Below are 24,128 nucleotides of genomic sequence, written 5' to 3'. Positions count from 1 at the left end.
TGCTGCGATTGTCGGGGACGGCCGTTGTTTCGACAAGCCGCAAATGAACCCTGACACCATAGCGCGACATAGCCAAACGAAAGCCAAACGGCGCTGGATGGGGCCGCTCGATACCGGGCATGTTTTCCTGCCGTTGCGCCGCGCAGGAATGCGGGCTTTCAGCGCGCGCCACATGATGTCACGCGACAAGGGCGCGAGCCGCCGCAAAACAGGGCATTGCAAATCCCGCTCAGAAATTGCCGAATTGACCCGAGGAGAACGTTAACGCGTCTGGGAGGGACACCATGCCGGCCGATGATATCACCAATGACCGCCGCCAGGAGGCGCTGGATTACCACGAGTTTCCGAAACCGGGCAAGCTGGAGATCCGGGCGACCAAGCCCATGGATACGGGCCGCGACCTGTCGAATGCCTATTCGCCGGGCGTCGCCGATGCCTGTCTGGAGATCGAGAAGAACCCGCTCGACGCGATGCGCTATACGGCGAAATCGAATCTGGTCGCGGTGATTTCCAACGGCACGGCGGTGCTGGGCCTTGGCAATATCGGCCCGCTGGCCTCGAAACCGGTGATGGAGGGCAAGGCGGTCCTGTTCAAGAAATTCGCCGGCGTCGACTGCTTCGACATCGAGGTGAACGAGACCGACCCCGAGAAGCTGGCCGATCTGGTCTGCAAGCTGGAGCCGACCTTCGGCGCGGTCAATCTGGAAGACATCAAGGCGCCCGACTGCTTTCTGGTCGAACGGCTCTGCAAGGAGCGGATGAACATCCCGGTCTTCCATGACGACCAGCACGGCACCGCCATCGTGGCGGCGGCGGCGGCCAGCAATGCGATGCGGCTGTCGGGCAAGAAGTTCGAGGATATCAAGGTCGTGGCGCTCGGCGCCGGGGCGGCCGGCATCGCCTGCCTGAAGATGCTGATGGTCATGGGGGTGAAGAAGGACAATATCACCATGCTCGACAGCAAGGGCGTGGTGCATACGCAGCGCAACGACCTGAACCCGGAAAAGCAGGAATTCGCCCGCGACACCGAAAAGCGCAGCACGCTGGAGGCGATGGAGGGGGCGGATCTGTTCCTTGGCGTTTCCGGGCCGGGCCTGCTGACCGGCGAGATGGTCGCGAAAATGGCGCCGAAGCCGATCATCTTCGCACTGGCGAACCCGACGCCCGAGATCATGCCGGAAGAGGCCCGCGCCGCCGCCCCGGATGCGCTGATCGCGACGGGGCGCAGCGATTATCCGAACCAGGTCAATAATGTGCTGTGTTTCCCGTTCATCTTCCGGGGGGCGCTGGATACCGGCGCGACCCAGATCAACGACGAAATGAAGGTGGCCTGTGTCGAGGCCATCGCGGCTCTGGCGCGCGAGACCACCTCGGCCGAGGTCGGGCAGGCCTATCGCGGCGAAACCCTCAGCTTCGGGCCGGAATATCTGATCCCGAAACCCTTCGATCCCCGGCTTCTGCCGACCATCGCCACCGCCGTGGCCAAGGCCGCGATCTCCTCGGGGGTGGCGACGCGCGAACTCGATCTGGGCGATTACACCCGCCGTCTGCAGGGGCAGGTCTATCGCAGCTACAGCATCATGCGTCAGGTCTTCGAGGCCGACCGTGCCGCCAATCGCCGGCTGGTTTTCTCGGAAGGCGAGGACGAGCGCATCCTGCACACCGCCCGCCAACTGATCGAGGAAGGCCATGACACGCCGATCCTGATCGGCCGCCCCGAGGTGATCGAGGCCCGGCTGGAGCGCGAGGGCATCCGGCTCGATCTGGGCGCGATCGAGATCATCAACCCGGAAAGCGATGCACGTTACCGTGACTATTGGTCGGCCTATCACCAGCTGATGCGCCGGCGCGGGGTGACGCCCGATCTGGCGCGCGCGATCATTCGCACCAACACCACCGCGATTGCCGCGATGATGGTTCATCAGGGCGATGCCGACAGCATGATCTGCGGCACCTTCGGCGAATATCGCTGGCACCTGCGCTATGTCAGCGAGGTTCTGGCCCGGGGCAATGCGCATCCGGTGGGCGCGCTGTCGCTGATCATCCTCGACCGTGGGCCGATGTTCATCGCCGATACGCAGGTGCATCTCGATCCCACCCCGGCCCAGGTCGCTGAAACCGTCATCGGGGCCGCGCGCCACATGCGCCGCTTCGGGATCGAGCCGAAGATCGCGCTGTGCTCGGCCTCGCAATTCGGCAATCTCGACACCCCGACCAGCCGGACCATGCGCGCGGCGATGGAGATCCTCGACGGCATGGATCTCGACTTCGAATACGAGGGCGAGATGACCGCCGATGTGGCGCTGGATCCGGAACTGCGCGAAAGGCTCTATCCCGAGGGGCGGCTGACCGGGCGGGCCAACGGGCTGGTCTATGCCAATTCCGAGATCGCGAGCGCGGCCCGCAACATGCTGCGCTCGGTCGCCGGCGGGCTGGAGGTCGGGCCGATCCTGATGGGGATGGAGAACCGCGCCCATATCGTCACCCCCGGCATCACCGTGCGCGGGCTGATGAATATCTCGGCCCTCGCCGGCACCAATGTGTCGAGCTATAGCTGAACGCGCCTTGCCCGGCCGGTGGGCAGACCGCCGGCCGGGGCATCACCGCGCGGGCTTGTGCCGCATAAGTGCCGGGCGAAGGCGGCTTTTCCATTAATCGGCCTTAACCTTGCCCCCTGCCTTCGGCTAGGCTGGGTGCCGGAAGCCGCAGGGGACAGTGCATGTACGAATTCGCCATCATCTGGGACTGGATCGGCTTTGCCGTCCGCTGGGTCCATGTCATCACCGCCATCGCCTGGATCGGGTCGAGCTTCTATTTCATCGCGCTCGATCTGGGCCTGCGCAAGGCGCCGCATCTGCCACCGGGCGCTTACGGCGAGGAATGGCAGGTCCATGGCGGCGGCTTCTACCATATCCAGAAATACCTGGTGGCACCGGAAAACATGCCCGAGCACCTGATCTGGTTCAAATGGGAAAGCTATTCGACATGGCTTTCGGGCGCGGCGCTGCTGATGATCGTCTATTGGGTCGGGGGCGAACTGTTCCTGATCGACCCGGCCAAGGCGGAACTGGCCTTGTGGCAGGGCATCCTGATTTCGGCGGCGTCGCTGTCGATCGGCTGGCTGGTCTATGACCGGCTGTGCAAATCCCCGCTGGGGGAACGCCCAACAACGCTGATGCTGCTGCTTTTCGCGCTGCTGGTGGCGATGGGTTACGGCTATAACCAGATCTTCACCGGCCGCGCGACCATGCTACATCTGGGCGCTTTCACGGCCACGATCATGACCGCGAACGTCTTCTTCATCATCATGCCGAACCAGCGTGTCGTGGTGAAGGACCTGCAGGAGGGCCGCAAGCCCGATCCGAAATACGGGCGTATCGCCAAGCTGCGCTCGACCCATAACAATTACCTGACCCTGCCGGTCATCTTCCTGATGCTGTCGAACCATTACCCGCTGGCCTTCGCCACCCAGTATAACTGGCTGATCGCGGCGCTGATCTTCCTGATGGGGGTCACCATCCGGCATTTCTTCAACACCATGCATTCCGGCGGCGGCATGAAATGGTGGACCTGGGCGGCAACGGCGATGCTGTTCATCGGCGTGATGTGGCTGTCGACCGCGCCGCTCTGGCAGTCGGATTACGACGAGTCGGAGGCCCGCGTCCTGTCCCCCGCGCAGCAGAAATTCGCCGATGCGGCGGGTTTCGACGAGGTGATGAACATCGTCCCGGGCCGCTGCGCCATGTGCCATGCGCGCGAGCCGGGCTATGAGGGTATCCACCGCGCGCCGAAAGGGCTGCTGCTCGAAACCCCCGACGACGTGACCCGTGCCGCGCGTGAGGTCTATCTTCAGGCCGGGCTGACCCATGCCATGCCGCCCGCCAATGTCAGCTTCATGGAAGCGCCCGAGCGGCAGGCGATTGTCGACTGGTATCGCGCCGCCACCGGGCTGGCGCCGCGCCGCCTCGCGGAGAACTGAGCGTTTCGCAGCAAGGCCGGCCAAGGCGTTAACCCATTGCGCGTTGCTTTGCCGCGCCGGGCTGCTTAGGTTCTGCGCGAAGGCCGGCATCCTCTGCGGGTCAGGACAAGAAGCGTGGAAACGATGCCTGCCGATATAAGCCAGATCTATCCGGTCATTCTCTGCGGCGGCTCTGGCACCCGGCTCTGGCCGCTGTCGCGCAAATCGCATCCCAAGCAATTCGCCCGGCTGATGGGGCCCGAAACGCTGTTCCAGAAGGCCGCCCTGCGCTTCGCCGATGGCGATTTCCAGCCGCCCGTGGTCGTGACCGGCGCGGATTTCCGCTTTGTGGTGACCGAACAGTTGCAGGCCGTCGGAATCGACCCCGGCGCCGTCATCATCGAGCCAGAGCCGCGCAATACCGCCCCCGCCGTGCTGACCGCCGCCTTCTATCTGATGGCGCGCGATCCTGATGCAGTGATGCTGATCGCGCCCTCGGATCACGCCATTCCCGATGCCGCGGCCTTCCGCGCCGCCGTTGCGCGCGGGCTGCCGGCGGTGGCGCAGGGCAAGATCCTGACCTTCGGCATCACCCCCGACCGGCCCGAGACCGGATATGGCTATCTCGAACTGGCGGCGATGCCGGATGCGCAGGAGACCCCGGTCGATCTGGAACGCTTCGTCGAGAAGCCGGATGCGGCGGCGGCGGCGAAGATGCTCGCCTCGGGGAAATTCCTGTGGAATGCCGGCATTTTCCTCGCCCGCGCCGCCGATATGGTCGAGGCCTTTCGTCGCCACGCGCCCGAGGTGATGAAGCCGGTCAGCGCGGCCCTGAATGCGGCAACGGCGGATCTGGGCTTTCTGCGGCTGGCACCGGCGGATTACGCGAAAGCACCCTCGATTTCCGTCGATTACGCGGTGATGGAGAAGGCGGATAATCTGGCCGTGGTGCCGTTTTCCGCCGGCTGGTCCGATCTTGGCGGCTGGGACGCGGTCTGGCGCGAGCAGGGGCCGGATGGCGATGGTGTGGCGCTGTCAGGCCCGGCCGAGGCGATCGACTGCCATGACACGCTGCTGCGCGCCGAAAGCGAGGCGCAGGTGCTGGTCGGTATCGGATTGGACAATATCGTGGCCATCGCCATGCCCGATGCGGTGCTGGTCGCCCCCAAGGACCGCGCGCAGGATGTGAAGAAAGCGGTCGATCTGCTGAAAGCCCGCCAACGTCCGCAGGCCGAGATGCTGCCCCGCGATTATCGCCCCTGGGGCTGGTATGAGACGCTGGTTCTGGGCGGCCGCTTTCAGGTCAAGCGCATCGTCGTCAATCCCGGGGCCGCGCTCAGCCTGCAAAGCCACCATCACCGGGCCGAGCACTGGATCGTGGTCGAGGGCACGGCCAAGGTCACCATTGACGACAAGACCCAGTTGGTGACCGAGAACCAGTCGGTCTATATCCCGCTCGGGGCCGTGCACCGGATGGAGAATCCCGGCAAGCTCCCCATGGTGCTGATCGAGGTCCAGACCGGCAGCTATCTGGGCGAGGACGACATCGTCCGCTACGAGGACATCTATGCGCGCGGGCAGGGGGCCAAGGGATGACACTGACCTGTTTCAAGGCCTATGACATCCGCGGCAAGCTGGGTGTCGATCTGGATACGGGGATCGCCCGGCGCATCGGTCATGGCTTCGCCACGGCGCTGGATGCCAGGCGCGTCGTGCTGGGTCGCGATATCCGCGCCTCCTCGCAGGACCTGGCCGATGCCGTGGCCGAGGCGCTGATCGCCGAAGGGGTCGAGGTGCTGGACCTCGGCCTTGCCGGCACCGAGGAGATGTATTTCGCCGTGACCCATTTCGGCGCCGATGGCGGGATCGAGGTCACGGCTTCGCATAATCCGATGGATTACAACGGCATGAAGATGGTCCGCGAAGGCTCGGCCCCCTTGGGATCGGCCTCGGGGCTGGAGGCGGTGCGTCTGGCCGCAGAAGCCGGCGATTTCGGCCCCGGCAAGCCGGGGGGGCAGCGCCGCGATGTGGCCGATCAGGCCCGCGCCGCCTATGTCGCCCGGCTGATGGAATTCGTCGATGTCCCGGCGCTGCGACCGCTGAAGATCGTCGTCAACAGCGGCAATGGTGCCGCCGGCCCGACCTTCGACGCGCTTGCCGCAGCGCTGGACTCTGCCGGCGCGCCGCTGGAATTCATCCGCCTGCATCACGCCCCCGATGGCAGCTTTCCGAACGGCATTCCGAACCCGCTTCTGCCCGAGAACCAGCCGGTGACCGGCAATGCGGTGCGCGATGCCGGTGCCGATATGGGCATCGCCTTCGATGGCGATTTCGACCGCTGCTTCTTCTTCGACGAAACCGGCGCCTTCATCGACGGCGAATATATCGTCGGCCTGCTGGCTTCGGCCTTTCTGGCGCGGGAACCGGGCGCGAAGATCGTCCACGACCCGCGCGTGGTCTGGAACACGCAGGATATCGTCGCCCAGGCGGACGGCACCGCGATCCAGTCGCGCACCGGCCATGCCTTCCTGAAGGCGGCGCTGCGCGAACATGGCGCGGTCTATGGCGGCGAGATGTCGGCGCATCACTATTTCCGCGATTTCGTCCATTGCGACAGCGGCATGATCCCCTGGCTGCTGGTGGCGGAACTGATGGGCCGCTCGAACCTGCCGCTTTCCGCGCTCGTCGCCGAACGCCGCGCGGCTTTCCCGTCCTCGGGAGAGATCAATTTCGTCGTCATCGACCCCGATGCCGCCCGCGCCCGGGTCGAGGCCGCCTTCGCCCCCGAGGCCAGGGGCCGCGACGAGATGGACGGGCTGTCGCTCGACATGGGCGATTGGCGCTTCAACCTGCGCGTCTCGAATACCGAGCCGCTTCTGCGGTTGAATGTCGAATCGCGCGGCGACCGCAAGCTGCTGGATCGTCAGGTCGCGGTGCTGCGGGCGCTGATCGACGAGGGCGAGGCGATCTAGATCTTCCCCAGCACCGCATCTGCACGACCCGGATAATCATCCGCCCCGGGATCGAGGTTCAGATCGCCGATTCGCTGCTGCCAGTCGACTGTCGCCCGGGTCAACCCGTTCGGCAGGCCCAGTTCCTCCAGCGTCGCCGCGACCTCGCGCATCTCGGCGGCGCGGCGGCGGCCATGGACCATCATGCGTTCGAGATTATAGGCCGCCTGCCTTGGCCAGTCGATTTCCGGGTTCGAGGCCGAGAGCGAGGCCAGCACCTTGTCCTCGACCCCCGCGCGGCGCGCCGCCAGCAGGCATTCGGCGGTCAGCGCCTCCATCCCCTTGACCATGACGGATCGCAGCATCTTGATGGATGAGGCGTCGCCGACATTCTCACCCATCACCGATGCATTCATGCCGAGTGCCGCCAGAAATGGGGCCGCAGCCTCGGCATGGGGGCCGGCGATCAGCAGCGGCACCTTGTGCATTTTCGGATAGACCGGGGCCATGATGGCCACATCGACGTAACGCCCGCCCACAGCCTCGATCTGCGCGGCGGCGCGGCGCTTGGCACCGGGCGAGCAGGAATTGCCGTCAAACCAGAAGGCGCCCTTGGGCAGCAAGTCGGCGCATTGCTCGGCGGCATTGCCCGCCTGATCGGCGGTGACGAGGCAGAAAACGGCGCGACTATCGGCCAGTGTGGCGGCGCGGTTGTCCATAAGCGGCACCCCGGCACGGGCGGCGCGTTCGCGGGGCAGGGCTGCGGCTTCGGGGGTCTCAAGCTTGATGTCGAAACCCTTGGCCTTGGCCGCGATGGGCTTTCCCCAGCCGGTGCTGATCGCCTCTGCCGCTTCACCGAAACCGATGAAGGCGATGCCGGAAATCGCTTCGCTCATGGTGCTTCCTCCATTCAGTCCATGACAGATCGACCCGAAACCCTGCCTCAAGGCAAGACTGAATAGCTTATACTTATGTAACCGAGGGTTGAACTGAACCTTGGCGCGGCCGTCAGTTGTCCGGCACCACGTCCTTTGGTGACAGGCGCAGAAACGAGAAAGGCGCGATGCGTGACGGCTTGTCTCGCAATCGCACGCGACCGGTTTCGTCTACGCCCAGATAGCGCTCTCCCGCGCGTAGAAAGAACCTTGCGTCGAGCGGTCCTTCGATCAGAAACCGGGAGGCCCGGCCACCTTCGACGCCCAGAACCAGCTCGCCTCGCGGGTCGAGCCGGATGGGCAGGCGCTCATCATCCGCGACGCAGAAGAGACGCAGCTTTCCGTTGCGCCGCTCTGCCGAGAGCGCGATCTGGCCCATGCCGAGCGGGCGTTTGCGGTGGACGATGCAGTCGCGCGTCGCATCATAGACCAGAACCCGACGGGCCGGACCAAAGGCCAGAACTTGCCTTGCCCCGGGCGGCGCTTGTGCCAGCAGGTGCCGATAGGGCCGGAAACAGGCAGTGATCTCGCGCCGTCCCAGCCGCTCGATCTGCGGAATGGCGAGGCCCGGATGCCTGGCGATCGCCCGGCGCAGGATGCCACGCCGGCGGATCGGGTTGTGACGGCCCACAAGGCGACAGTGACGCATCATCAGCGTGGCATCCCCGGCCATGCAGGCGTCAATGAGACCGGCGAGGCTGGCAGTTCCAGCCACCACCTTGGTGGCATGATGACCGGCCCCGTAGATGGGTATCAGTGCCGTATCGGCATGGACTGCCGCGATCCGCCGGGCATGCCAGCGGTCGCGCGGCTGCCAGGGGTCGTGCAGGATGAAGGCCTTGCCGCAGACATCTTCCGCGCGGATGCCCATGCCGGTCATTTCGGGGCGGAACCAGGCTTTCCAGCCCGGCATGATCTCGCATTCGGACGGATCGATGGACCATTGCGGCTCGCAGGCGATGATATGGGTCGCGCCAAGGAGACGGGCATGTTTCAGCGCCGCATAGCCGCCCATGGAGCTGCCAAAGGCAATGACCGCGTCGTGGCTGGCGATAATGCCGCGCATGGCCGGCAGCGCAGCGCGCAGGGGTGCTGCGGGAAACCAATGCGCAGTCTTGGCCATGATGCCGATGCCGCTTACCCCGAGGGCCCTTAGCGGGGCGTCGGCAAAGAAACGGGTGCCGTCGGCCAGCATCTGCAGATTTCCGAACGCAACGACCAGATGATCCGACTGGCCGGGCTGCCAAATGACGCGGATGGCATCGTCCTCGAAGATAATACTTGGGGTTGCGTCTGGGGTCACGGTTCCGGGGTGCTGTCTTTGGCCGGGTGGCATTCCGGATTGATCGCATGTCGCGTCTGGCAGAGCAAGAAACAGCGCCGCGATCCGAACGGAACCGTTCAAATGCGTTGACCTTTCAGCCTTGGCGTGTCACCTAGGCCCCCGACGCGACGGGGGCGCTCGGGGTTGTAACCGGGCTGAGAAGCACCCTTTGAACCTGAACCGGACAATGCCGGCGGAGGGAGGCGCAGGAAACGGTCGTGGCGCAATGCCTTTGCCGTTTCCCTGTTCTCCTTTCCTGTACGCCGCAATCAAAAGGAGAATGCCGATGATCGACCCCGGACAGCACCTGGCCCAGATGCGGGCCGCAGCACCGCTGGTGCAGAACATGACCAATTACGTCGCCATGAACGTGATGGCCAATGTGATGCTGGCGGCAGGGGCCTCGCCGGCGATGGTTCATGCCGAGGAGGAGGCGCCGGAATTCGCCGCCATTGCCTCGGCGCTGACGATCAATATCGGCACCTTTTCGGCACCTTGGGCGCGCGCCATGCTGAAGACCGCCGCTGCCGCGCGTGCGGCCGGACGGCCCTGGGTGCTGGACCCGGTTGCGGTCGGGGCCACGTCTTACCGGCGCGAGATCGGCGCGCAGCTTCTGGCGCAGCGCCCGAGCGTTGTTCGCGGCAATGCGTCTGAAATCCTGGCGCTCTCCGGGCGGGCGGTGGCCGGCAAGGGCGCCGATTCCGTCGATGAGGTCGCCTCGGCCGAAGCTGCGGCCAGCCGGCTCGCGCTCAATCACGGGATGGTGGTGGCGGTGACCGGGGCGGTCGATTTCGTGACCGATGGCACGCGCGCGGTGCGCATTTCCAATGGGCATGACATGATGCCGCGCATCACCGCGCTCGGTTGCTCATTGACCGGACTCGTTGGCGCTTTCGTTGCCAGTCAGCCGGCCTTCGGGGCAACGGTTGCCACGATAAGCTATTTCGGACTGGCTGGCGAGATCGCGGGACGCAATTCAAGCGGGCCGGCCTCGTTCCAGGTCGCGCTGATAGATGCGCTTTACAGCCTGACCCCCGAGGAACTCGACCGGGGCGCAAGGATCACCCCGGCATGATCCCGCCGCTTTGCTTCATCACCGATGCCCAGGCACCGCATGGCATCGTCGAGCAGTCGCTTGCCGCCGCGCGGGGCGGTGCGGGTTGGGTGCAACTACGTCACAAGACCATGCCGGATGACGAATTCGCGATGCTCGGCCTGCTGCTGATCGACCTTCTGGCCGCCGAGGGCGTGGGGCTGGTCATCAACGACCGGGTCGATGTTGCGGTCTCCCTCGGTGCGGCGGGCCTGCATATCGGGCAGGGCGACGGCGATCCGGTCGCGATCCGGCAGCGGATCGGGCCCGAGATGATCCTCGGCCTCTCGGTCGAGAATGCCGGGCAATTGTCTGCCGTTCCGGCGGGGGTCGATTACCTCGGCGTCGGGCCGATCCGGGCGACGGCCTCGAAACCCGATCACGCGCCGCCCATCGGCATGGCGGGGCTTGCCGCGATTGCCGGCGCCACCCGTCTGCCCTGCCTTGCCATCGGCGGGGTCGGACCGGGCGATCTGGCGGGTCTGAAGGCGGCGGGCGCGGCGGGCGTTGCCGTGGTCTCGGCCATTTCCCGGGCCCCGGACATGCAGGCGGCGGCGCGGGCACTGGCGCAGGAATGGGCGCGCGCATGATCCCGAATATCCTCAGCATCGCCGGCTCGGACTGCTCGGGCGGGGCCGGCATTCAGGCCGATATCAAGGCGATTTCGGCCAATGGCGGTTACGCGATGAGCGTGATCACCGCGCTGACCGCGCAGAATACGCAAGGTGTCCGCAGCGTTCATCTTGCCCCTCTGCCGATGATCGCCGATCAGATCGCCGCCATTCGCGACGACATTACCATCCATGCGGTCAAGATCGGGATGCTCGGCACGGCCGGGATCGTCCGCTGCGTGGCCGAGGGGCTGGCGGGGCTGGATTGTCCCATCGTGCTCGATCCGGTCATGGTTGCAAAAGGCGGCGACCGGCTGCTGGCGACCGAGGCGGTCGCGGCCCTGCGCGAGGTGCTGTTGCCCCGCGTTACTCTGGTCACGCCAAACCTGCCCGAAGCCGCCGACCTGCTGGGCCAGCCCGAGGCCGGCAATTGCGACGAGATGCGGCGCCAGGCACGGGCGATCCTGTCGCTCGGGCCGGGGGCGGTCATGCTGAAGGGCGGGCATCTGGCGGGCGCCACCAGTCCGGACCTTCTGATCGCGGGCGAGGCGGAGCTTTGGCTGCGCGCGCCTCGGGTCGAGACCGCCAATACCCATGGCACCGGCTGCACGCTGTCCTCGACGCTGGCCACGCTCTTGGGGCGCGGCCTGCCGCTGCCGCGCGCGGCGGAAGATGCCAAGGCCTATATCACCGCCGCGATTGCCGCCGCCGACCGGCTTTCGGTCGGGCGGGGCCACGGCCCGGTGCATCATTTCCACGCTTTTCACGGAGACCCGTCATGAGCTTCACCCAGGACCTCGCCCTGCAGACGGCCGATTTGCGCCGCCAGATCCACGACATGCCCTTCAACCGCGAACTGGCCGAGGGCACGCTGCCGGCCGAGGTGTTTCGCGGCTATATCGTGCAGGACGCGCATTACCTGGAGGGCTTTGCCCGGGCGCTGTCGCTGGCGGCGGCGAAGGCGCCCGATCCGGCCACGATCGCGCAACTGGCCGGTTCCGCCGGCACGGCGGCGGCGGTCGAGCGCCTGCTGCACGGGCATTACATGGCGCTTTACGGCGTGTCAGAGGCGCAGTTCCGCGCCACCGGCGTCTCGCAGGCCTGCGATCACTATATCGCCTCGTTGATCCGCGCCTGCGCCCTTGGCGACTTCCCCGAGGCGCTTGCCGCCCTTCTGCCCTGCTTCTGGATCTATCACGATGTCGGCCACGAGATCGCCGCCATGGCCGCGCCGGGCAACCCTTACGCCGAATGGATCGCCACCTATTCGGGCGAAGACTTCAGCGCCGGCGTGGCGAAGATGCTGGCGCTGACCGACCGGGTGGCGGCGGCGGCAGATGCGGCGACGCGGGCGCGGATGCAGAAGGTCTTCGCGCGTAGCTGCTGGCATGAATGGCATTTCTGGGACAGCGCTTATCACCGCCGCAACTGGCCAAAGCCTGTGGCGGAGGCGGCTCGGAACGGTCACTCCTATCACCGCTCCGTCGCCGAGTTGTGAGGCATCTGCGGCAATGAAAATCCATGCGGCATGACCCCGGGCACCGACAGGACCCGGGGGGCCTCGTCTCACTTGTCCTGCGTTGTCCGGGTAAGCTTGATCATGGTCTGATCTGCCATTGTGCCATTGGCAACGACGATGGCCCTGCCGTCATCGGTGCGCAGGGTGGTATAACCGAGAGAGATCGCTTCGACGGTGCCGGTATCGCAGAAGCTCGCGGTTGGCGTCGCAATCTGAAGCCGGTCCCCCTGCTTGAACGGTCGGTAAAGCACCAGGCTGATCCCGGCGACCAGGTTCCCCAGCGTCTTCTGCGCGGCAAAACCGATCACCACAGAGGCCAGACCCACCCCGGCAAGCATGGCACTTGCCAGGCGGTCGAGCGCCGGGATCAGATGGGCATAAAGCGTGGCCATCAGCATCCAGACGGCGAGGCTGACCAGATGGCCAAGAAAATTCAGCGAAATCTCGTCTATCTGCAACTGGTGCTCGTGCCGCAGCACTTCAACCGTACCTCGTTTCACCAACCAGGTCATCGCCAGACCGATGATGACAAGAATCGCCGCTATGGTAAGCGCACCCGCCCAGGTGTTCGGATCCAGAAAGGACAGTGCCTGTTTCAGATTCTGCATGACGCCACCTCGCTGTTATCGTCACCAAGTTGCGGCCTCCTAACCGCTGCGGCCTTGCTTGACGAGATGTCTTGCAGGGAACGGATGAAAAGAAGGCCAACGAGACCGTCTGACGTCAAAGGCCCGGAGCTTCCTCCGGGCCTTTTTCGTTTTGGCATGTCGCGAAAATCAGTTCCGCGCCTTGTCCACCATCTTGCCTTTGGAGATCCAGGGCATCATCTCGCGCAGCTTGGCGCCGACCTGCTCGATCTGGTGCTCGTCGTTGATGCGGCGGGTGGCCTTGAAGCTGGGCTGGCCGACAGCGTTTTCCTGCATGAAGTCGCGGACGAACTTGCCGTTCTGGATGTCGGTCAGGACCTCTTTCATGCGCTTCTTGGTTTCCTCGTAAGGCAGGATGCGCGGGCCGGAGACGTATTCGCCGTATTCGGCGGTGTTCGAGATCGAGTAGTTCATGTTGGCGATGCCGCCTTCATAGATCAGGTCGACGATCAGCTTCACCTCGTGGAGGCATTCGAAATAGGCCATTTCCGGCTCGTAACCGGCTTCGACCAGGGTCTCAAAACCCATGCGGATCAGTTCGACCAGCCCGCCGCACAGCACGGCCTGCTCGCCGAACAGGTCGGTTTCGCATTCCTGACGGAAATTGGTCTCGATGATGCCCGAACGGCCGCCGCCGATGGCCGAGCAATAGCTGAGGCCCAGATCCATCGCCTTGCCGGTGGCGTCGTGATGGACCGCGACCAGGCAGGGCACGCCGCCGCCCTTGACATATTCGCCGCGCACGGTGTGGCCGGGGCCTTTCGGGGCCATCATGATGACATCGACGCCGGGCTTCGGCTCGATCAGGCCGAAATGCACGTTCAACCCGTGGGCAAAGGCGATGGCGGCACCTTCACGCAGGTTGTCATGGACGTATTTCCGGTAGGTGTCGGCCTGCAGCTCGTCGGGCATGGTGAACATGATCAGGTCGGCCCATTTGGCGGCCTCGGCGATGCCCATGACCTGCAGGCCCTCGGCTTCGGCCTTGGCTTTCGAGGGCGAGCCGTCGCGCAGCGCCACGGCGACATTCTTGGCCCCGGAATCGCGCAGGTTCAGCGCATGGGCATGGCCCTGGCTGCCATAGCCCAGAATGGCGATCTTCTTGTCCTTGATCAGGTTAACGTCGCAATCGCGGTCGTAGTAAACGCGCATGTCAGCGGTCCTTTCATTGATGCTGGCAAGGGTGATAGATGATTCCTGCGCGCCGATCCGTTCATTCTTCGTGAAAATTGCATTGGAAGTGAAAATATCATGCACTATATGGCAGGATATGAGCAACTATCATGCCTGACGCCACCGACCGCCGCATCCTGCGCCAGATGCTGGCCGATCCCGACCTGCCCGCCGCCGGGCTGGCGGAACGCGCCGGCGTCACCTCGGCCACGCTCTGGCGGCGGCTGGAAAAGATGCGCAGCGACGGCACCATCAGGGGCCAGCAGGCGCGGATCGACTGGCGCAGGCTGGGCTATGAGGTCGAGGTCAGCCTGCGCTTCACCCTCGACAAGACCAACCCGCGCGCCTTCGACGAATTCACCGCCGCCGCGCGCGAGGTGCCCGAGGTGATCGAGATCCAGACATTCCTGGGCAGCGTCGATTTCCGCCTGTCGGTCATCGCCCGGGACATGGCGCATTGGCAGGAGGTCTATCGCACCCGCATCCTGACCCTGCCGAATGTCGAAACCAGCGATGCGCTGATGCTGGTCTCGACCATCAAGAACACAGCCGAGTTGCCGCTGTGACCCCGGACGCGACCGATCTGGCGATCCTGCGGCTGCTGTCGCGGGACGCAACCATGGGGGCGGCGGAAGTGGGCCGGGCGCTGAACATGACCCAGCCCGCGACCTGGCGGCGGATCCGGCGCTTGCACGAGGAGGGCATTCTTGCCGGCAGCCGGGTCGAGCTGGACAATGCCGCCCTCGGCTTCGGGGTCACCGTGTTTCTGGGCATCCGCCTCGCCACCAAGGGCCGCACCAGCCTGGAGGAGTTCGAGCGCGCCGTGACCGCCATCCCCGAGGTGCAACTGGTTCAGCACGTTCTGGGCCAGTTCGATTACCGGCTGCGCATCGTCGCCCGCGACATCGCCGATTTCGAACGCATCCTGCGGCGGCGGATCATGACGCTGCCCGGCCTCGGCCAGGTCGAGGCGAACGTGATGCTCTCCGAGGAACGCCGCCCGGGCCCGCTCGGTCAGAACAGCGACAGCTGATCGCCAGCACGCGGCGGCGGGCCGAAGCGCGTGCAATCGAGCGGCGGGATGGTTCTGGCATAGTTCAGGCGTTTTAGCGCCAGCCGGAAGCGGTTCAGCATCAGCTCGGCCTCGATCCCTTCGCCGCGCATCCGGGCACCGAAGCGCGGGTCGTTGTCGCGCCCGCCGCGCATGGCCCGGACGCGGTTCATGACATGGGTGGCGGCATCCGGGCGGTGTCGCGCCAGCCAGTCGCGAAACAGCGGTGCGACCTCCAGCGGCAGGCGCAAGGGGATCATGCTGGCATGGGTGGCGCCGGCCTCGCGCGCGGCGCTCAGGATGCGCTCGATCTCGGGTTCGGTCAGGACCGGGATCACCGGGGCGACCATGACCCGGACCTGAATCCCGGCATCGGCGAGGTCACGGATCATGCGCAGGCGGGTCGCCGGGGCAGGGGCGCGCGGCTCCATCGCCCGGGCAAGGCCGGCATCCAGCGTGGTGATCGAGACCCCGACATGGACCAGTTGCCGCGCCGCCATCTCGGCCAGCAGTGGCAGATCGCGCAGCACGGTCTGGCCGCGCGTCACCAGACTGGCCGGGTGGTTCCAGTCCAGCAGCACCTGCCACAGGCCGGGCATGATGCGCAGCTTCGATTCGACCGGTTGATAGGGATCGGTATTGGTGCCGAAGGCGATCGGGGCGACGCGATAGGAAGGCTTTGCGATTTCTTCGGCCAGCAGCCGCGCGGCCTCTGGCTTGGCGGTGAGCTTCGTTTCGAAATCCAGCCCCGGCGACAGCCCCCAATAGGCATGGCTGGGCCGGGCGAAGCAATAGATGCAGCCATGTTCGCAGCCGCGATAGGGGTTGATCGAGCGGTCGAAGGGCACATCCGGAGAGCGGTTCCGGGTGATGATGCTGCGCGGGGTTTCGTTCGTCACTTCGGTCCGCAGAAGCGCGGCTTCCTCGGGGATGTCCCAGCCGTCATGCGCGCGTTCGCTTGCCAGCCGGTCAAAGCGATTCGCCGGGCGGGTATCGGCGCCTCGGGCTTTCAGGATTTCGTCGGGATCGCGCGGCGGAAGCATAATGAAGTCTGGAACATAAAGCGAACATTGTCCAGAATTTACCAAGCCTGCCGCGAGTCTCTTTCCATTCCCCGGCATCGCCCCCATATTGATCGGGAAGGGAGATCAGATATGCCATTGCCGCATTTCCTGCTGCTGATGATTGCCGTGTTTCTCGCGGCGGCCGCGACGCTCTGGGTCAGCATTGCCAATGGCGTGCCGCTGGTGGCGCTGGCTCTCGCGGCGCTGATCGCGGCGGCGGTGGTTCACTTCAGCCGGAACGATCACCAGCAGCATTGAGGGCCGGGAAAGCTCAGCTTTCCAGCTCGGCATCCCAATAAAGGAAATCCATCCAGGTCTCATGCAGATGGTTCGGCGGAAAGCGCCGGCCCATGGCATGCATGTCCTCGGCTGTCGGGCGCCGCGCCGGGCGCTGCAGGACCAGCCCGGAATGCCGAAGCGAACGGTTCGCCTTGCGCAGGTTGCAGGGCGAGCAGGCCGCGACGACATTCTCCCAGCTGGTTATTCCCCCGCGCGACCGGGGAACCACATGATCGAAGGTCAGATCGCCCTTCGATCCGCAATACTGACACTCGAATGCGTCCCGCAGAAAAAGATTGAAGCGCGTGAAGGCCACGCGCTTCTGAGGTTTGACGAAATCTTTCAGCACCACGACCGAGGGGATGCGGAAAGCCTGTCTCTGGCTGCGCACCACCTCGTCATATTCGGCGATGATGCTGACCCGGTCGAGGAAGACGGCCTTGATCGCCTCCTGCCAGGGCCAGAGCGAGAGCGGGTAATAGCTGAGTGGCCGGAAATCCGCGTTCAGCACGAGCGCCGGGAACTGTTTCAGCGCCGCCGGTTCGCGCACGAACTGCGTCCTGAATTCCGCGTGGTGGTGGTCGTCGAGCATCCGCAACCCCGTCCTTCCGGCCCTTCGAACCGGTTCGCTTTGGCTTCACTATATCTCGGGGGTCAGGGCAGGCAACCCCCAGAATATGGGCCGGTTGTAGCCCTGCAGCGTGACGAGCGGATGACAGTCGGACAGCCATGCGAAGGCTTGCCGGCGAGGTTGCTGCAAGCCCGCGCAATCGCTTGAGTTTTCATGCGGCCCCGTCGCCTCATTTGGCGACGTATCCTGCGGCGGGGCTATTGGCCCTTCAGGTGCTGGGTCAGGAATTGCAGGGCCGCGCCAAGCCCATCTGGCGAGATGCCATGACCGGTGCCCTTCATGACATGCGTATAGGTCTCGAACCCGGCCTTCGCCAGTGCGTCGGCTGCGGCGCCCAGATCGGCGAAGGGGACCATCGGGTCCTGATCGCCATGAAGAAGCAGGACCGGCGGTCTGGTCTTCGCTTCCGTTTCAAGCAGTTCCGGTTCCAGCAACCGCCCCGAGAATCCGACGATACAGGCCACGGCCCGTTCGCGGCGGGGCAGCACATGCAGCGCCATCATCGTGCCCTGAGAGAAGCCCACCACGGCCAGATGTTCGGGCGTCAGCCCCTCATCCGCCAGCACCTTGTCGAGGAAGGCGTTGATATCCTCGATCGACAGCGCCATCGAGGCGCGGGCCTGTTCCTCGGTCGAGCCGTCCAGCCACGGGATCGGAAACCACTGATAGCCATAGGGGTTGTTCGCGCAGCGTTCGGGTGCGTCGGAGGCGTAGAAGGCGGTATCGGGCAGGTGCGGGGCCAGCACATCGGCCAGGCCGAGAAGGTCGGCCCCATCGGCACCATAGCCATGCAGGAAGACGACGGCGCGGCGGGCCTGTTGCGGGCCTTTGCGTTGGGATTTGAGAGCGCGGGCCATGCTCGGCCTCCTTCTTGGGCAGATTTCGGGCGATTGTTACGCGCCGTGACAACGCGCCGCAACCGCGACAGGCGCAGACATGAAAGGTGAATTGTCGTCAAGCCTTTGGATAGGTTGTGATGACCCCCGAGGCGCGTGGCGATTGGTTAGAAAACCAGGGTCACAGTGGATGTGTCAAAAACCCGAGATGCGCGGTGCCGGGCCAAGCGGCACCGGGCCCAGCCGGACAATCCCATTGCCGAAGAAAAGCGGCAGGCGCAATTCGCCGGGGCCGGCGGGGGGCAGGGTCACGACCTCTTCGGCCAGCGCCTGTTCGTCTGCGGCCTCGACGGCATCCATTGGCTCAGTCGCTTCCGCAGCTTCGGGAGGCTCGCCGGCCAGTCGGATCAGGACTGCCTGCACGGCCTCGCCGATTTTCGGCGGCATCAGGCCCGCCGTTACTGCCGCCTCGACCAGATCGGGGGCCGAGGCCGTATAGATCGCGGCCTGACCGCTGGCGAGGCCATCGGCATCGGCCTCGATCCGGCCGGCCAGCCGGGCGCTGATCGGGCCAAGCGTGAAGGTGACGTTCTGGGTCTGGAAACCGGTCGGCTGCGGCGGCGGGGTCGTGCCCTGCATCACCGGAAGATCGGGGATCCCGTCCAGCCAGACCTGCACCGCACCGCCGATATCGAGCCGCTCGGGCAGGGCGCCGAAGGCCAGCCCGGCACCGGCGAGGTCCAGACGATAGGCCGCCGCCGAACCTGTGGGCGCGGCCCCGCCCATATGGGTCAGGTTTGCCGCCACATCGAGCTGATCGAAGGCGGCGGCCTCGTTCAGCATCAGGTCGCGCCCGGTCAGCCTGACATGGCTGATGGCCAGCTCTCGGGTCGGCGACAGCGTCACCTCGGCCTGACCGTCCTGCAGTTGCACCAGCGTCGCGGCGCCCTGGGCCGGGTTCAGCGTGGCGGTCCGGGGCAGATCGACATTCAGCGTCGTCGGGCTGAGCAGCCGGATATAGGCATCCAGACTGTCGGCATTCAGCCCGCCCGCGCTGCTGTCCGCAAGCTCGATCCCCTGCATGTGCAGCCCCAGCCGGCCCGGTTGGCGCAGGGGTGCGATCTCGGCCGCGATCCCGGGCTGATCGGCCAGCGTCCGGGTCACGAAGCGGCTCAGCCAGGTTTCGGCGCCATACCAGGCACCGACCAGCAGAAGTGCCAGAATTGCCAATCCAATCAGCAGTTTCTTCATGGCGGACCCCATTCTCCCGACGGTTGCTTGAACCGGCCGCATCTAAGCCTAGAATGGCACATAATGAAAGAGGCAGGGATGCGCGATCAGAACTGGTTATTTGCTTACGGGTCGTTGATGTGGGACCCGGGTTTCGAGGTGGCAGAGCGTATCGTGGCCACCGTGGAAGGGTTTCACCGCAGCTTTTGCCTGCGCTCGATCGAGTATCGCGGCACCATCGACAGCCCCGGTCTGGTGCTGGGACTGGACGCGACCGAGGGGGCCAGTTGCAAGGGCGTGGCCATGCGGGTCAGGGATGACGATTGGCCGCAGGTCATCGCCGAGGTCCGTGCCCGCGAATTGCTGACCGATGCCTACCGCGAGGAGGTGCTGCCGCTGCTTCTCGACGACGGGCGCGAGGTCAATGCCATCACCTACGTCATGCGCCGCGATCACTGGCAATATGCGGGCGGGCTTTGCGCCGATGAACAGGCGCGGATCATCGCCGGGGCGGAAGGCGGGCGCGGGCCGAATCGCGATTATCTGTACAACACCGCTTCGCATCTGGCCGAGCTTGGCCTGACCGACCCGGATATGGAGGCGCTTGCCGCGCAGGTCAGGCGCCTATGCGGTTGAAATACCGAATGAACGCTTGGCAGAACCTGCGGGGCTGCTAAACTCCACCCCGAATGCCGCCCCCGCCCGGAGACGCAAGATGAGCCCCGAGACGCCGCCCGAAGGCAAGCCCGCCGCCGAAGATCCGATTGGCCGGGCTGCGGCGTCCGAGAATCCCGGTGCAGAGCAGCCCACGCCCGAGACGCCGACCGGCGGGCGCAGCGTCACCGATCCGGCACCGCGCTCGACCCGGCGGCTGACCGCGCGGCGCGCGCAGGAACGGCGCATGGCGCAGCCGCATTTCAGCCAGCCGATCCGGCAGGTCGTGCTGATGCTGGTGGTCTCGGTTCTGGTCGGCTTCGGCGGCTGGTTCGCCTATGGCCGCATCCTGCCGATCTTTGCCGCCAATCCCTGGCTGAACGGGTTGATCCTGACGGTTTTCGTGATCGGCGTGCTGGCCTGTTTCTGGCAGGTGGCGCAACTGATCCAGTCGGTCAGCTGGATCGAGCGTTTCGCCGAACGCCGCCGCAATGCCTCGGAACGCGGCGTTGCTGCCATGGGCGATGGCGAGGATCGCGCGCCGCGCCTGCTGGCGCCCCTGGCGGCACTTCTGGGCGCGCGTGGCCCGGTCGGTGGCGTGATCTCGACCGGTTCGGCGCGCTCGATCCTCGAATCGGTGGCGACGCGGATCGACGAGGCGCGGGACATCACAAGATACCTCTCCAACCTGCTGATCTTCCTTGGCCTTCTGGGTACCTTCTATGGTCTGGCCACGACCGTGCCGGCGGTGGTCGACACCATCCGCGCCCTTGCCCCGCAGGAGGGCGAGACCGGCCTGCAGGTCTTCGAGAAGCTGATGACCGGGCTGGAAGCGCAGCTTGGCGGCATGGCGGTGGCGTTCTCGTCCTCGCTTCTGGGCCTTGCCGGATCGCTTGTCGTGGGCCTGCTGGAACTTTTCGCCACCCATGGCCAGAACCGCTTCTATCGCGAGCTTGAGGAATGGCTGTCCGGCTTTACCCGGCTGGGCATTGCCGGCGACGATGGCGAGAAGCTGGATCAGGCCAGCATTCTGGGCTTTCTGGACCAGATCGCCGCGCAGATGGGCGATCTGCAGGCCTTCTATGCCGAACGTGACGAGATCCGCGAGCAGGAGGCGATCGAGGCCGATGAGCGCGTGCTGCTGATGGCGCGCAATGTCGAACGGCTGGGCCAGTTCATGCTGGACGATTCCGAGGCGAATGTCTCGAATCTGGGCGAGATGGCGCGGGCCATGGCGCAGATGAACGAGGGGCAGGAACGCCTGATCCGCGCCGCCGAATCCGGGGGGCCGGATCAGGGTGCCTTGGCCGAGGCGCTGCGGCGCCTGGCCGAGGGGCAGGAGCGCCTGGCCGAGATCGGCCGGCCCGACCTGACCGGCATCGCCCCCGCGCTTGGCCGTCTGGCCGAGGGCCAGGACCGTCTGGCCGAGGCCGGGCGTCCCGATATGGCCGGTGTCACCGATGCGCTGCACCGTCTGGCGGAAGGTCAGGAACGGCTGATCCGCGCCGGCGAACAGCGCCCGGCCGAGGCGGCGGAAAACACCCGCGTCATGGCGCGGCTGGCAGACATGCAGGAACGGCTGGCCAGCCTTGCCGAGATGCGCGAACCCGATCACGGCACCGATGACGAGGCGCGGGTGCATCTGCGCTCCATCGACGATGCCATGGGCAAGCTGGTCCGGGAAACCGCTTCGCGGCATCTTTCGACCGAGGAATTGCGCCACGAGATCGTGGAACTGACGGCTGCGCTGCGCGCCCTTGGGGGGCCGTGATGGCACTGTCGCGGGGCAGGGGCGGCAATCGCTTCTCGGCCACGATCTGGCCCGGCTTCGTCGATGCCATGACGGCGCTGCTGATGGTGCTGATGTTCGTCATCACCATCTTCATGGTCGTCCAGTCGGTGCTGCGCGACACCGTGGATCGTCAGGAAAGCCAGCTTGACCAGTTGGGCGAACAGGTGGCCGGGCTGACCAGCACGCTGTCGATCACCCAGGACGAGCGCGCCGCGGCGCAGGCCGGTCTGGCCGATGCCGAGACCCGGATCGATGATTTCGAAACCCGTATTTCGCGCCTGATCGCCGCCCGCGAGGCCGAGGCCCGGCGCGCCGCCGCAACGCAAGCGGAACTGACGCGCAGCACCCAGGCGCTGGAATCCGCGCAACAAAGCCTGTCCGCGCGGGAACAGGAACTGGCGCTGAGCGAGGAGACGCTGGCCACCACGCGCGGCTCACTCGACCGGGCCGAACAGGCGCTGGCTTCGGCGCGGACCGAGATCGACGCCAGGGCCGAGGAAGCCCGCCTTGCCGCCGCCCGGCGCGAGGCGCTTGAGGCCCTGACCCGCGACCTCCAGGCAAAGAACGCCGAAGCGGGTGCCGCGCTGGATGCGGCCGAGGAGGTGCGTCTGGCCGATGCCGCCGCCGCCCAGGCGCTCCGCGACAAGCTGCGCGCGTCTGAGGCCGAACTGACCGCCATGACGCTCTCGCTGGAGGAAAGCCGCAAGGAGGCCGAGGATACGCTGACGCTTCTCGCCGCCGCCAATGCCGCGCGCGCGCAATTGGATGCGGCGGCGCAGGGCAATGCCAGCGAGGCCGAGCGTCAGGCGGCGCTGCTGGCACAGGCACAGCAACAACTGGCCGGGCAGGAACAGGCCTCGACCGAGGCGCAGCGCCGCGTCGCCCTGCTGAACGAACAGGTGGCGGAACTGAACGCGCAACTCGGCAGCATCCAGCAGGCGCTGAACATCAGCCGCGCCGACGGTGCTGATGCCGAATTGCGGCTGGAAGAACTCGGCGCGCAGCTGAACGCCGCCCTTCTGCAGGCCTCGCAGGAACAGGCGCAGCGTCTGGCCTTAGAGGAGGCCGAGCGTCAGCGGCTGGAAGCCGAGGCCGCCGATCTGGCCCGCTACCGCTCGGAATTCTTCGGACGGCTGAACCAGATCCTGCAGGGCCGCGAGGGGGTGCAGGTGGTCGGCGACCGCTTCGTCTTCCAGTCGGAAGTGCTGTTCGGTCAGGGCGAGGCGACGCTGTCCGAGGCCGGGCAGGCCAGCATTGCCCGCGTGACCGCCATGCTGCAGGAGATTGCCACCACCATCCCGCCGGAAATCGACTGGGTGATCCGCGTCGATGGCCATACCGATTCCACGCCGCTTTCCGGGCAGGGGCGTTATCGCGACAACTGGGAACTCAGCCAGGCGCGTGCCCTTGCGGTGGTGCGCTATATGGTGGACGATCTGGGCTTCCCGGCCGACCGGCTGGCGCCCACGGGATTCGCCGATACAAGGCCCGTGGCGCCAGAGGACTCGGACGAGAACCGCGCGCGCAATCGCCGGATCGAGCTGAAACTGACGGAACGCTGATGACCGACTATCTGGAGACGCCGCAGGGCCGGCGCATCGCTTACGAAAGCCAGTCCGGGCAGGGGCCGGGCGTGGTGTTTCTGGGCGGGTTCAAGTCGGATATGCGCGGCTCCAAGGCCGAATACCTGGCCGATTGGGCGGCGCGGAACGATCGCGCCTTCCTGCGCTTCGACTATTCCGGCCATGGCGAATCGGATGGCGCCTTCGAGGACGGCTGCATAGGCGATTGGGCCGCCGATGCCATGGCCGCGATCTCGGTGCTGACGACCGGTCCGCAGGTGCTGATCGGCTCCTCCATGGGCGGCTGGATCTCGCTTCTGGTGGCGCGCGCCATGCCCGAACGGGTGGCCGGGCTGATCGGCATCGCCGCCGCGCCGGATTTCACCAAGAACGGCTTCTGGGCGGGGTTCGACGCGGCCATGCGCGCCGAGGTGATGGAGAAGGGCCGGATCGAACTGCCCTCGGATTACGACGACCAGCCCTATGTGATCACCCACCGGCTGATCGAGGACGGGCTGAGCCATCTGGTGCTCGAAACCCCGCTGGCGCTGCCGTTTCCAGTCCGGCTGTTTCAGGGCACCGCCGATGCCGAGGTGCCGGTCGATTGGGCGCTGCGTTTGCTCGACCACGCCGACAGCCCGGATATGCGGCTGATGCTGGTCAAGGGTGCCGATCACCGCTTCTCGACCCCCGAATGCCTGGCGCTGATTGGGGCGGCTGCGGCCGAATTGCTGCGTGGCTAAGCCCAGGCAATCGCGCGCCCGTGCCCCGGCGGGCCAGCCGAAGAAGGGGCAGAAGCGCCCGAAGCCGGCGCCTGC

General features: G+C 65.9%; 24 protein-coding genes and 1 riboswitch. Of the genes, 16 read left to right on the top strand and 8 right to left on the bottom strand.

All coding sequences use genetic code 11. The annotated features are described in order from the left end of the window. Window positions 1–43: 43 nt before the first annotated feature. The 5 genes from Q0330_RS05820 (at window position 44) to Q0330_RS05800 (ending at window position 6,930) form a co-directional block, all read left to right on the top strand. A complete protein-coding gene (locus tag Q0330_RS05820; protein WP_299475828.1) occupies window positions 44–265 on the top strand; it encodes a hypothetical protein in 222 nt (73 codons plus the stop codon). Between the two features lie 19 nt (window positions 266–284). After that, window positions 285–2,558: an NADP-dependent malic enzyme gene (locus tag Q0330_RS05815; protein WP_299475825.1), complete on the top strand. Its 2,274-nt coding sequence runs from the start codon at window positions 285–287 to the stop codon at window positions 2,556–2,558. A gap of 161 nt (window positions 2,559–2,719) precedes the next feature. Continuing rightward, a complete protein-coding gene (locus Q0330_RS05810; RefSeq protein WP_299475823.1) occupies window positions 2,720–3,979 on the top strand; it encodes a urate hydroxylase PuuD in 1,260 nt (419 codons plus the stop codon). Between the two features lie 123 nt (window positions 3,980–4,102). Then, window positions 4,103–5,554 (top strand): mannose-1-phosphate guanylyltransferase/mannose-6-phosphate isomerase, encoded by a 1,452-nt coding sequence (locus tag Q0330_RS05805; RefSeq protein WP_299476085.1) that lies wholly within the window; start codon window positions 4,103–4,105, stop codon window positions 5,552–5,554. Further along, window positions 5,551–6,930: a phosphomannomutase gene (locus Q0330_RS05800; RefSeq protein ID WP_299475820.1), complete on the top strand. Its 1,380-nt coding sequence runs from the start codon at window positions 5,551–5,553 to the stop codon at window positions 6,928–6,930. Before Q0330_RS05805 ends, Q0330_RS05800 begins: the two co-directional genes overlap by 4 nt. On the opposite strand, the gene Q0330_RS05795 is transcribed toward Q0330_RS05800, so the two are convergent. Next, window positions 6,927–7,805: an NAD(P)-dependent oxidoreductase gene (locus Q0330_RS05795; protein WP_299475817.1), complete on the bottom strand. Its 879-nt coding sequence runs from the start codon at window positions 7,803–7,805 to the stop codon at window positions 6,927–6,929. The two genes, Q0330_RS05800 and Q0330_RS05795, sit on opposite strands and share 4 nt — an antisense overlap. Window positions 7,806–7,917: 112 nt before the next feature. Beyond that, a complete protein-coding gene (locus tag Q0330_RS05790; protein ID WP_299475814.1) occupies window positions 7,918–9,147 on the bottom strand; it encodes a hypothetical protein in 1,230 nt (409 codons plus the stop codon). Window positions 9,148–9,288: 141 nt separating this feature from the next. After that, a riboswitch (TPP riboswitch) is annotated at window positions 9,289–9,387 on the top strand. A gap of 67 nt (window positions 9,388–9,454) precedes the next feature. On the opposite strand from Q0330_RS05790, the gene thiM reads away from it, so the two are divergent. From thiM to tenA, 4 genes are read left to right on the top strand one after another with little or no spacing between them, the layout of a single operon-like run. Then, entirely contained in the window at window positions 9,455–10,243 is a 789-nt protein-coding gene (thiM, locus tag Q0330_RS05785) for a hydroxyethylthiazole kinase (protein WP_299475812.1), read from the top strand. Further along, a complete protein-coding gene (gene thiE / locus Q0330_RS05780) occupies window positions 10,240–10,851 on the top strand; it encodes a thiamine phosphate synthase (protein ID WP_299475809.1) in 612 nt (203 codons plus the stop codon). Before thiM ends, thiE begins: the two co-directional genes overlap by 4 nt. Beyond that, window positions 10,848–11,654 carry a bifunctional hydroxymethylpyrimidine kinase/phosphomethylpyrimidine kinase gene (thiD, locus tag Q0330_RS05775; RefSeq protein WP_299475806.1) on the top strand — a complete coding sequence of 269 codons (807 nt, stop codon included), beginning with the start codon at window positions 10,848–10,850 and terminating at the stop codon, window positions 11,652–11,654. Before thiE ends, thiD begins: the two co-directional genes overlap by 4 nt. Beyond that, window positions 11,651–12,370, top strand: a complete 720-nt coding sequence (gene tenA / locus Q0330_RS05770; protein WP_299475803.1) for a thiaminase II — start codon at window positions 11,651–11,653, stop codon at window positions 12,368–12,370. The genes thiD and tenA overlap by 4 nt, the downstream gene beginning before the upstream one ends. 68 nt (window positions 12,371–12,438) lie before the next feature. Here the strand turns inward: tenA and Q0330_RS05765 are convergent, their stop codons facing one another. Together Q0330_RS05765 and ilvC are read right to left on the bottom strand one after the other, a co-directional pair. Then, window positions 12,439–12,999, bottom strand: a complete 561-nt coding sequence (locus Q0330_RS05765; RefSeq protein WP_299475800.1) for a mechanosensitive ion channel domain-containing protein — start codon at window positions 12,997–12,999, stop codon at window positions 12,439–12,441. Window positions 13,000–13,167: 168 nt separating this feature from the next. Further along, window positions 13,168–14,190, bottom strand: a complete 1,023-nt coding sequence (gene ilvC / locus Q0330_RS05760; RefSeq protein ID WP_299475796.1) for a ketol-acid reductoisomerase — start codon at window positions 14,188–14,190, stop codon at window positions 13,168–13,170. A 131-nt stretch (window positions 14,191–14,321) separates the two neighbouring features. Here ilvC and Q0330_RS05755 point away from each other — a divergent pair, with 131 nt between their 5' ends. Next, window positions 14,322–14,777 carry an Lrp/AsnC family transcriptional regulator gene (locus Q0330_RS05755; protein WP_299475793.1) on the top strand — a complete coding sequence of 152 codons (456 nt, stop codon included), beginning with the start codon at window positions 14,322–14,324 and terminating at the stop codon, window positions 14,775–14,777. Continuing rightward, entirely contained in the window at window positions 14,774–15,244 is a 471-nt protein-coding gene (locus tag Q0330_RS05750; protein ID WP_299475788.1) for an Lrp/AsnC family transcriptional regulator, read from the top strand. The genes Q0330_RS05755 and Q0330_RS05750 overlap by 4 nt, the downstream gene beginning before the upstream one ends. On the opposite strand, the gene Q0330_RS05745 is transcribed toward Q0330_RS05750, so the two are convergent. Beyond that, window positions 15,226–16,305, bottom strand: coding sequence for a PA0069 family radical SAM protein (locus Q0330_RS05745; RefSeq protein ID WP_299475785.1), 1,080 nt, complete (start codon window positions 16,303–16,305; stop codon window positions 15,226–15,228). The two genes, Q0330_RS05750 and Q0330_RS05745, sit on opposite strands and share 19 nt — an antisense overlap. 111 nt (window positions 16,306–16,416) lie before the next feature. Between Q0330_RS05745 and Q0330_RS05740 the strand changes: the two genes are divergently transcribed. Further along, window positions 16,417–16,584, top strand: a complete 168-nt coding sequence (locus Q0330_RS05740; protein WP_299475782.1) for a hypothetical protein — start codon at window positions 16,417–16,419, stop codon at window positions 16,582–16,584. Between the two features lie 13 nt (window positions 16,585–16,597). Here Q0330_RS05740 and Q0330_RS05735 read toward each other — a convergent pair whose 3' ends face one another. From Q0330_RS05735 to Q0330_RS05725, 3 genes are all read right to left on the bottom strand, one after another. Continuing rightward, complete coding sequence (locus Q0330_RS05735; protein WP_299475779.1) at window positions 16,598–17,197, bottom strand: HNH endonuclease; 600 nt, start codon at window positions 17,195–17,197, stop codon at window positions 16,598–16,600. A 236-nt stretch (window positions 17,198–17,433) separates the two neighbouring features. Beyond that, window positions 17,434–18,093, bottom strand: a complete 660-nt coding sequence (locus Q0330_RS05730) for an alpha/beta fold hydrolase (protein ID WP_299475776.1) — start codon at window positions 18,091–18,093, stop codon at window positions 17,434–17,436. Between the two features lie 174 nt (window positions 18,094–18,267). Further along, complete coding sequence (locus Q0330_RS05725) at window positions 18,268–19,323, bottom strand: DUF2125 domain-containing protein (protein ID WP_299475773.1); 1,056 nt, start codon at window positions 19,321–19,323, stop codon at window positions 18,268–18,270. 63 nt (window positions 19,324–19,386) lie between these two features. Here Q0330_RS05725 and Q0330_RS05720 point away from each other — a divergent pair, with 63 nt between their 5' ends. From Q0330_RS05720 to Q0330_RS05705, 4 genes are all read left to right on the top strand, one after another. Further along, entirely contained in the window at window positions 19,387–19,938 is a 552-nt protein-coding gene (locus Q0330_RS05720; protein ID WP_299475770.1) for a gamma-glutamylcyclotransferase, read from the top strand. A gap of 79 nt (window positions 19,939–20,017) precedes the next feature. Then, entirely contained in the window at window positions 20,018–21,727 is a 1,710-nt protein-coding gene (locus tag Q0330_RS05715) for a hypothetical protein (protein ID WP_299475765.1), read from the top strand. Next, window positions 21,727–23,310, top strand: a complete 1,584-nt coding sequence (locus Q0330_RS05710; RefSeq protein ID WP_299475763.1) for a peptidoglycan -binding protein — start codon at window positions 21,727–21,729, stop codon at window positions 23,308–23,310. Before Q0330_RS05715 ends, Q0330_RS05710 begins: the two co-directional genes overlap by 1 nt. Further along, window positions 23,310–24,053, top strand: coding sequence for an alpha/beta hydrolase (locus Q0330_RS05705; RefSeq protein WP_299475760.1), 744 nt, complete (start codon window positions 23,310–23,312; stop codon window positions 24,051–24,053). The genes Q0330_RS05710 and Q0330_RS05705 overlap by 1 nt, the downstream gene beginning before the upstream one ends. Window positions 24,054–24,128: the final 75 nt, after the last annotated feature.

Source organism: uncultured Paracoccus sp., assembly GCF_937873615.1.
In the GTDB taxonomy this organism is placed as follows: Bacteria; Pseudomonadota; Alphaproteobacteria; order Rhodobacterales; family Rhodobacteraceae; genus Paracoccus.
This window is presented reverse-complemented; position numbering and strand designations above follow the sequence as displayed.

What these genes read in the sequence shown, in the direction of transcription:
- Q0330_RS05810 (WP_299475823.1), top strand. Translation starts at nt 2,720, where the DNA reads ATGTACGAATTCGCCATCATCTGGGACTGGATCGGCTTTGCCGTCCGC.
- thiD (WP_299475806.1), top strand. Translation starts at nt 10,848, where the DNA reads ATGATCCCGAATATCCTCAGCATCGCCGGCTCGGACTGCTCGGGCGGG.
- Q0330_RS05815 (WP_299475825.1), top strand. Translation starts at nt 285, where the DNA reads ATGCCGGCCGATGATATCACCAATGACCGCCGCCAGGAGGCGCTGGAT.
- ilvC (WP_299475796.1), bottom strand. Translation starts at nt 14,190, where the DNA reads ATGCGCGTTTACTACGACCGCGATTGCGACGTTAACCTGATCAAGGAC.
- Q0330_RS05745 (WP_299475785.1), bottom strand. Translation starts at nt 16,305, where the DNA reads ATGCTTCCGCCGCGCGATCCCGACGAAATCCTGAAAGCCCGAGGCGCC.
- Q0330_RS05725 (WP_299475773.1), bottom strand. Translation starts at nt 19,323, where the DNA reads ATGAAGAAACTGCTGATTGGATTGGCAATTCTGGCACTTCTGCTGGTC.
- Q0330_RS05720 (WP_299475770.1), top strand. Translation starts at nt 19,387, where the DNA reads ATGAAAGAGGCAGGGATGCGCGATCAGAACTGGTTATTTGCTTACGGG.
- Q0330_RS05755 (WP_299475793.1), top strand. Translation starts at nt 14,322, where the DNA reads ATGCCTGACGCCACCGACCGCCGCATCCTGCGCCAGATGCTGGCCGAT.
- thiE (WP_299475809.1), top strand. Translation starts at nt 10,240, where the DNA reads ATGATCCCGCCGCTTTGCTTCATCACCGATGCCCAGGCACCGCATGGC.
- Q0330_RS05730 (WP_299475776.1), bottom strand. Translation starts at nt 18,093, where the DNA reads ATGGCCCGCGCTCTCAAATCCCAACGCAAAGGCCCGCAACAGGCCCGC.
- Q0330_RS05705 (WP_299475760.1), top strand. Translation starts at nt 23,310, where the DNA reads ATGACCGACTATCTGGAGACGCCGCAGGGCCGGCGCATCGCTTACGAA.
- Q0330_RS05795 (WP_299475817.1), bottom strand. Translation starts at nt 7,805, where the DNA reads ATGAGCGAAGCGATTTCCGGCATCGCCTTCATCGGTTTCGGTGAAGCG.
- Q0330_RS05740 (WP_299475782.1), top strand. Translation starts at nt 16,417, where the DNA reads ATGCCATTGCCGCATTTCCTGCTGCTGATGATTGCCGTGTTTCTCGCG.
- Q0330_RS05710 (WP_299475763.1), top strand. Translation starts at nt 21,727, where the DNA reads ATGGCACTGTCGCGGGGCAGGGGCGGCAATCGCTTCTCGGCCACGATC.
- Q0330_RS05715 (WP_299475765.1), top strand. Translation starts at nt 20,018, where the DNA reads ATGAGCCCCGAGACGCCGCCCGAAGGCAAGCCCGCCGCCGAAGATCCG.
- tenA (WP_299475803.1), top strand. Translation starts at nt 11,651, where the DNA reads ATGAGCTTCACCCAGGACCTCGCCCTGCAGACGGCCGATTTGCGCCGC.
- Q0330_RS05765 (WP_299475800.1), bottom strand. Translation starts at nt 12,999, where the DNA reads ATGCAGAATCTGAAACAGGCACTGTCCTTTCTGGATCCGAACACCTGG.
- Q0330_RS05735 (WP_299475779.1), bottom strand. Translation starts at nt 17,197, where the DNA reads ATGCTCGACGACCACCACCACGCGGAATTCAGGACGCAGTTCGTGCGC.
- Q0330_RS05805 (WP_299476085.1), top strand. Translation starts at nt 4,103, where the DNA reads ATGCCTGCCGATATAAGCCAGATCTATCCGGTCATTCTCTGCGGCGGC.
- Q0330_RS05800 (WP_299475820.1), top strand. Translation starts at nt 5,551, where the DNA reads ATGACACTGACCTGTTTCAAGGCCTATGACATCCGCGGCAAGCTGGGT.
- Q0330_RS05820 (WP_299475828.1), top strand. Translation starts at nt 44, where the DNA reads ATGAACCCTGACACCATAGCGCGACATAGCCAAACGAAAGCCAAACGG.
- thiM (WP_299475812.1), top strand. Translation starts at nt 9,455, where the DNA reads ATGATCGACCCCGGACAGCACCTGGCCCAGATGCGGGCCGCAGCACCG.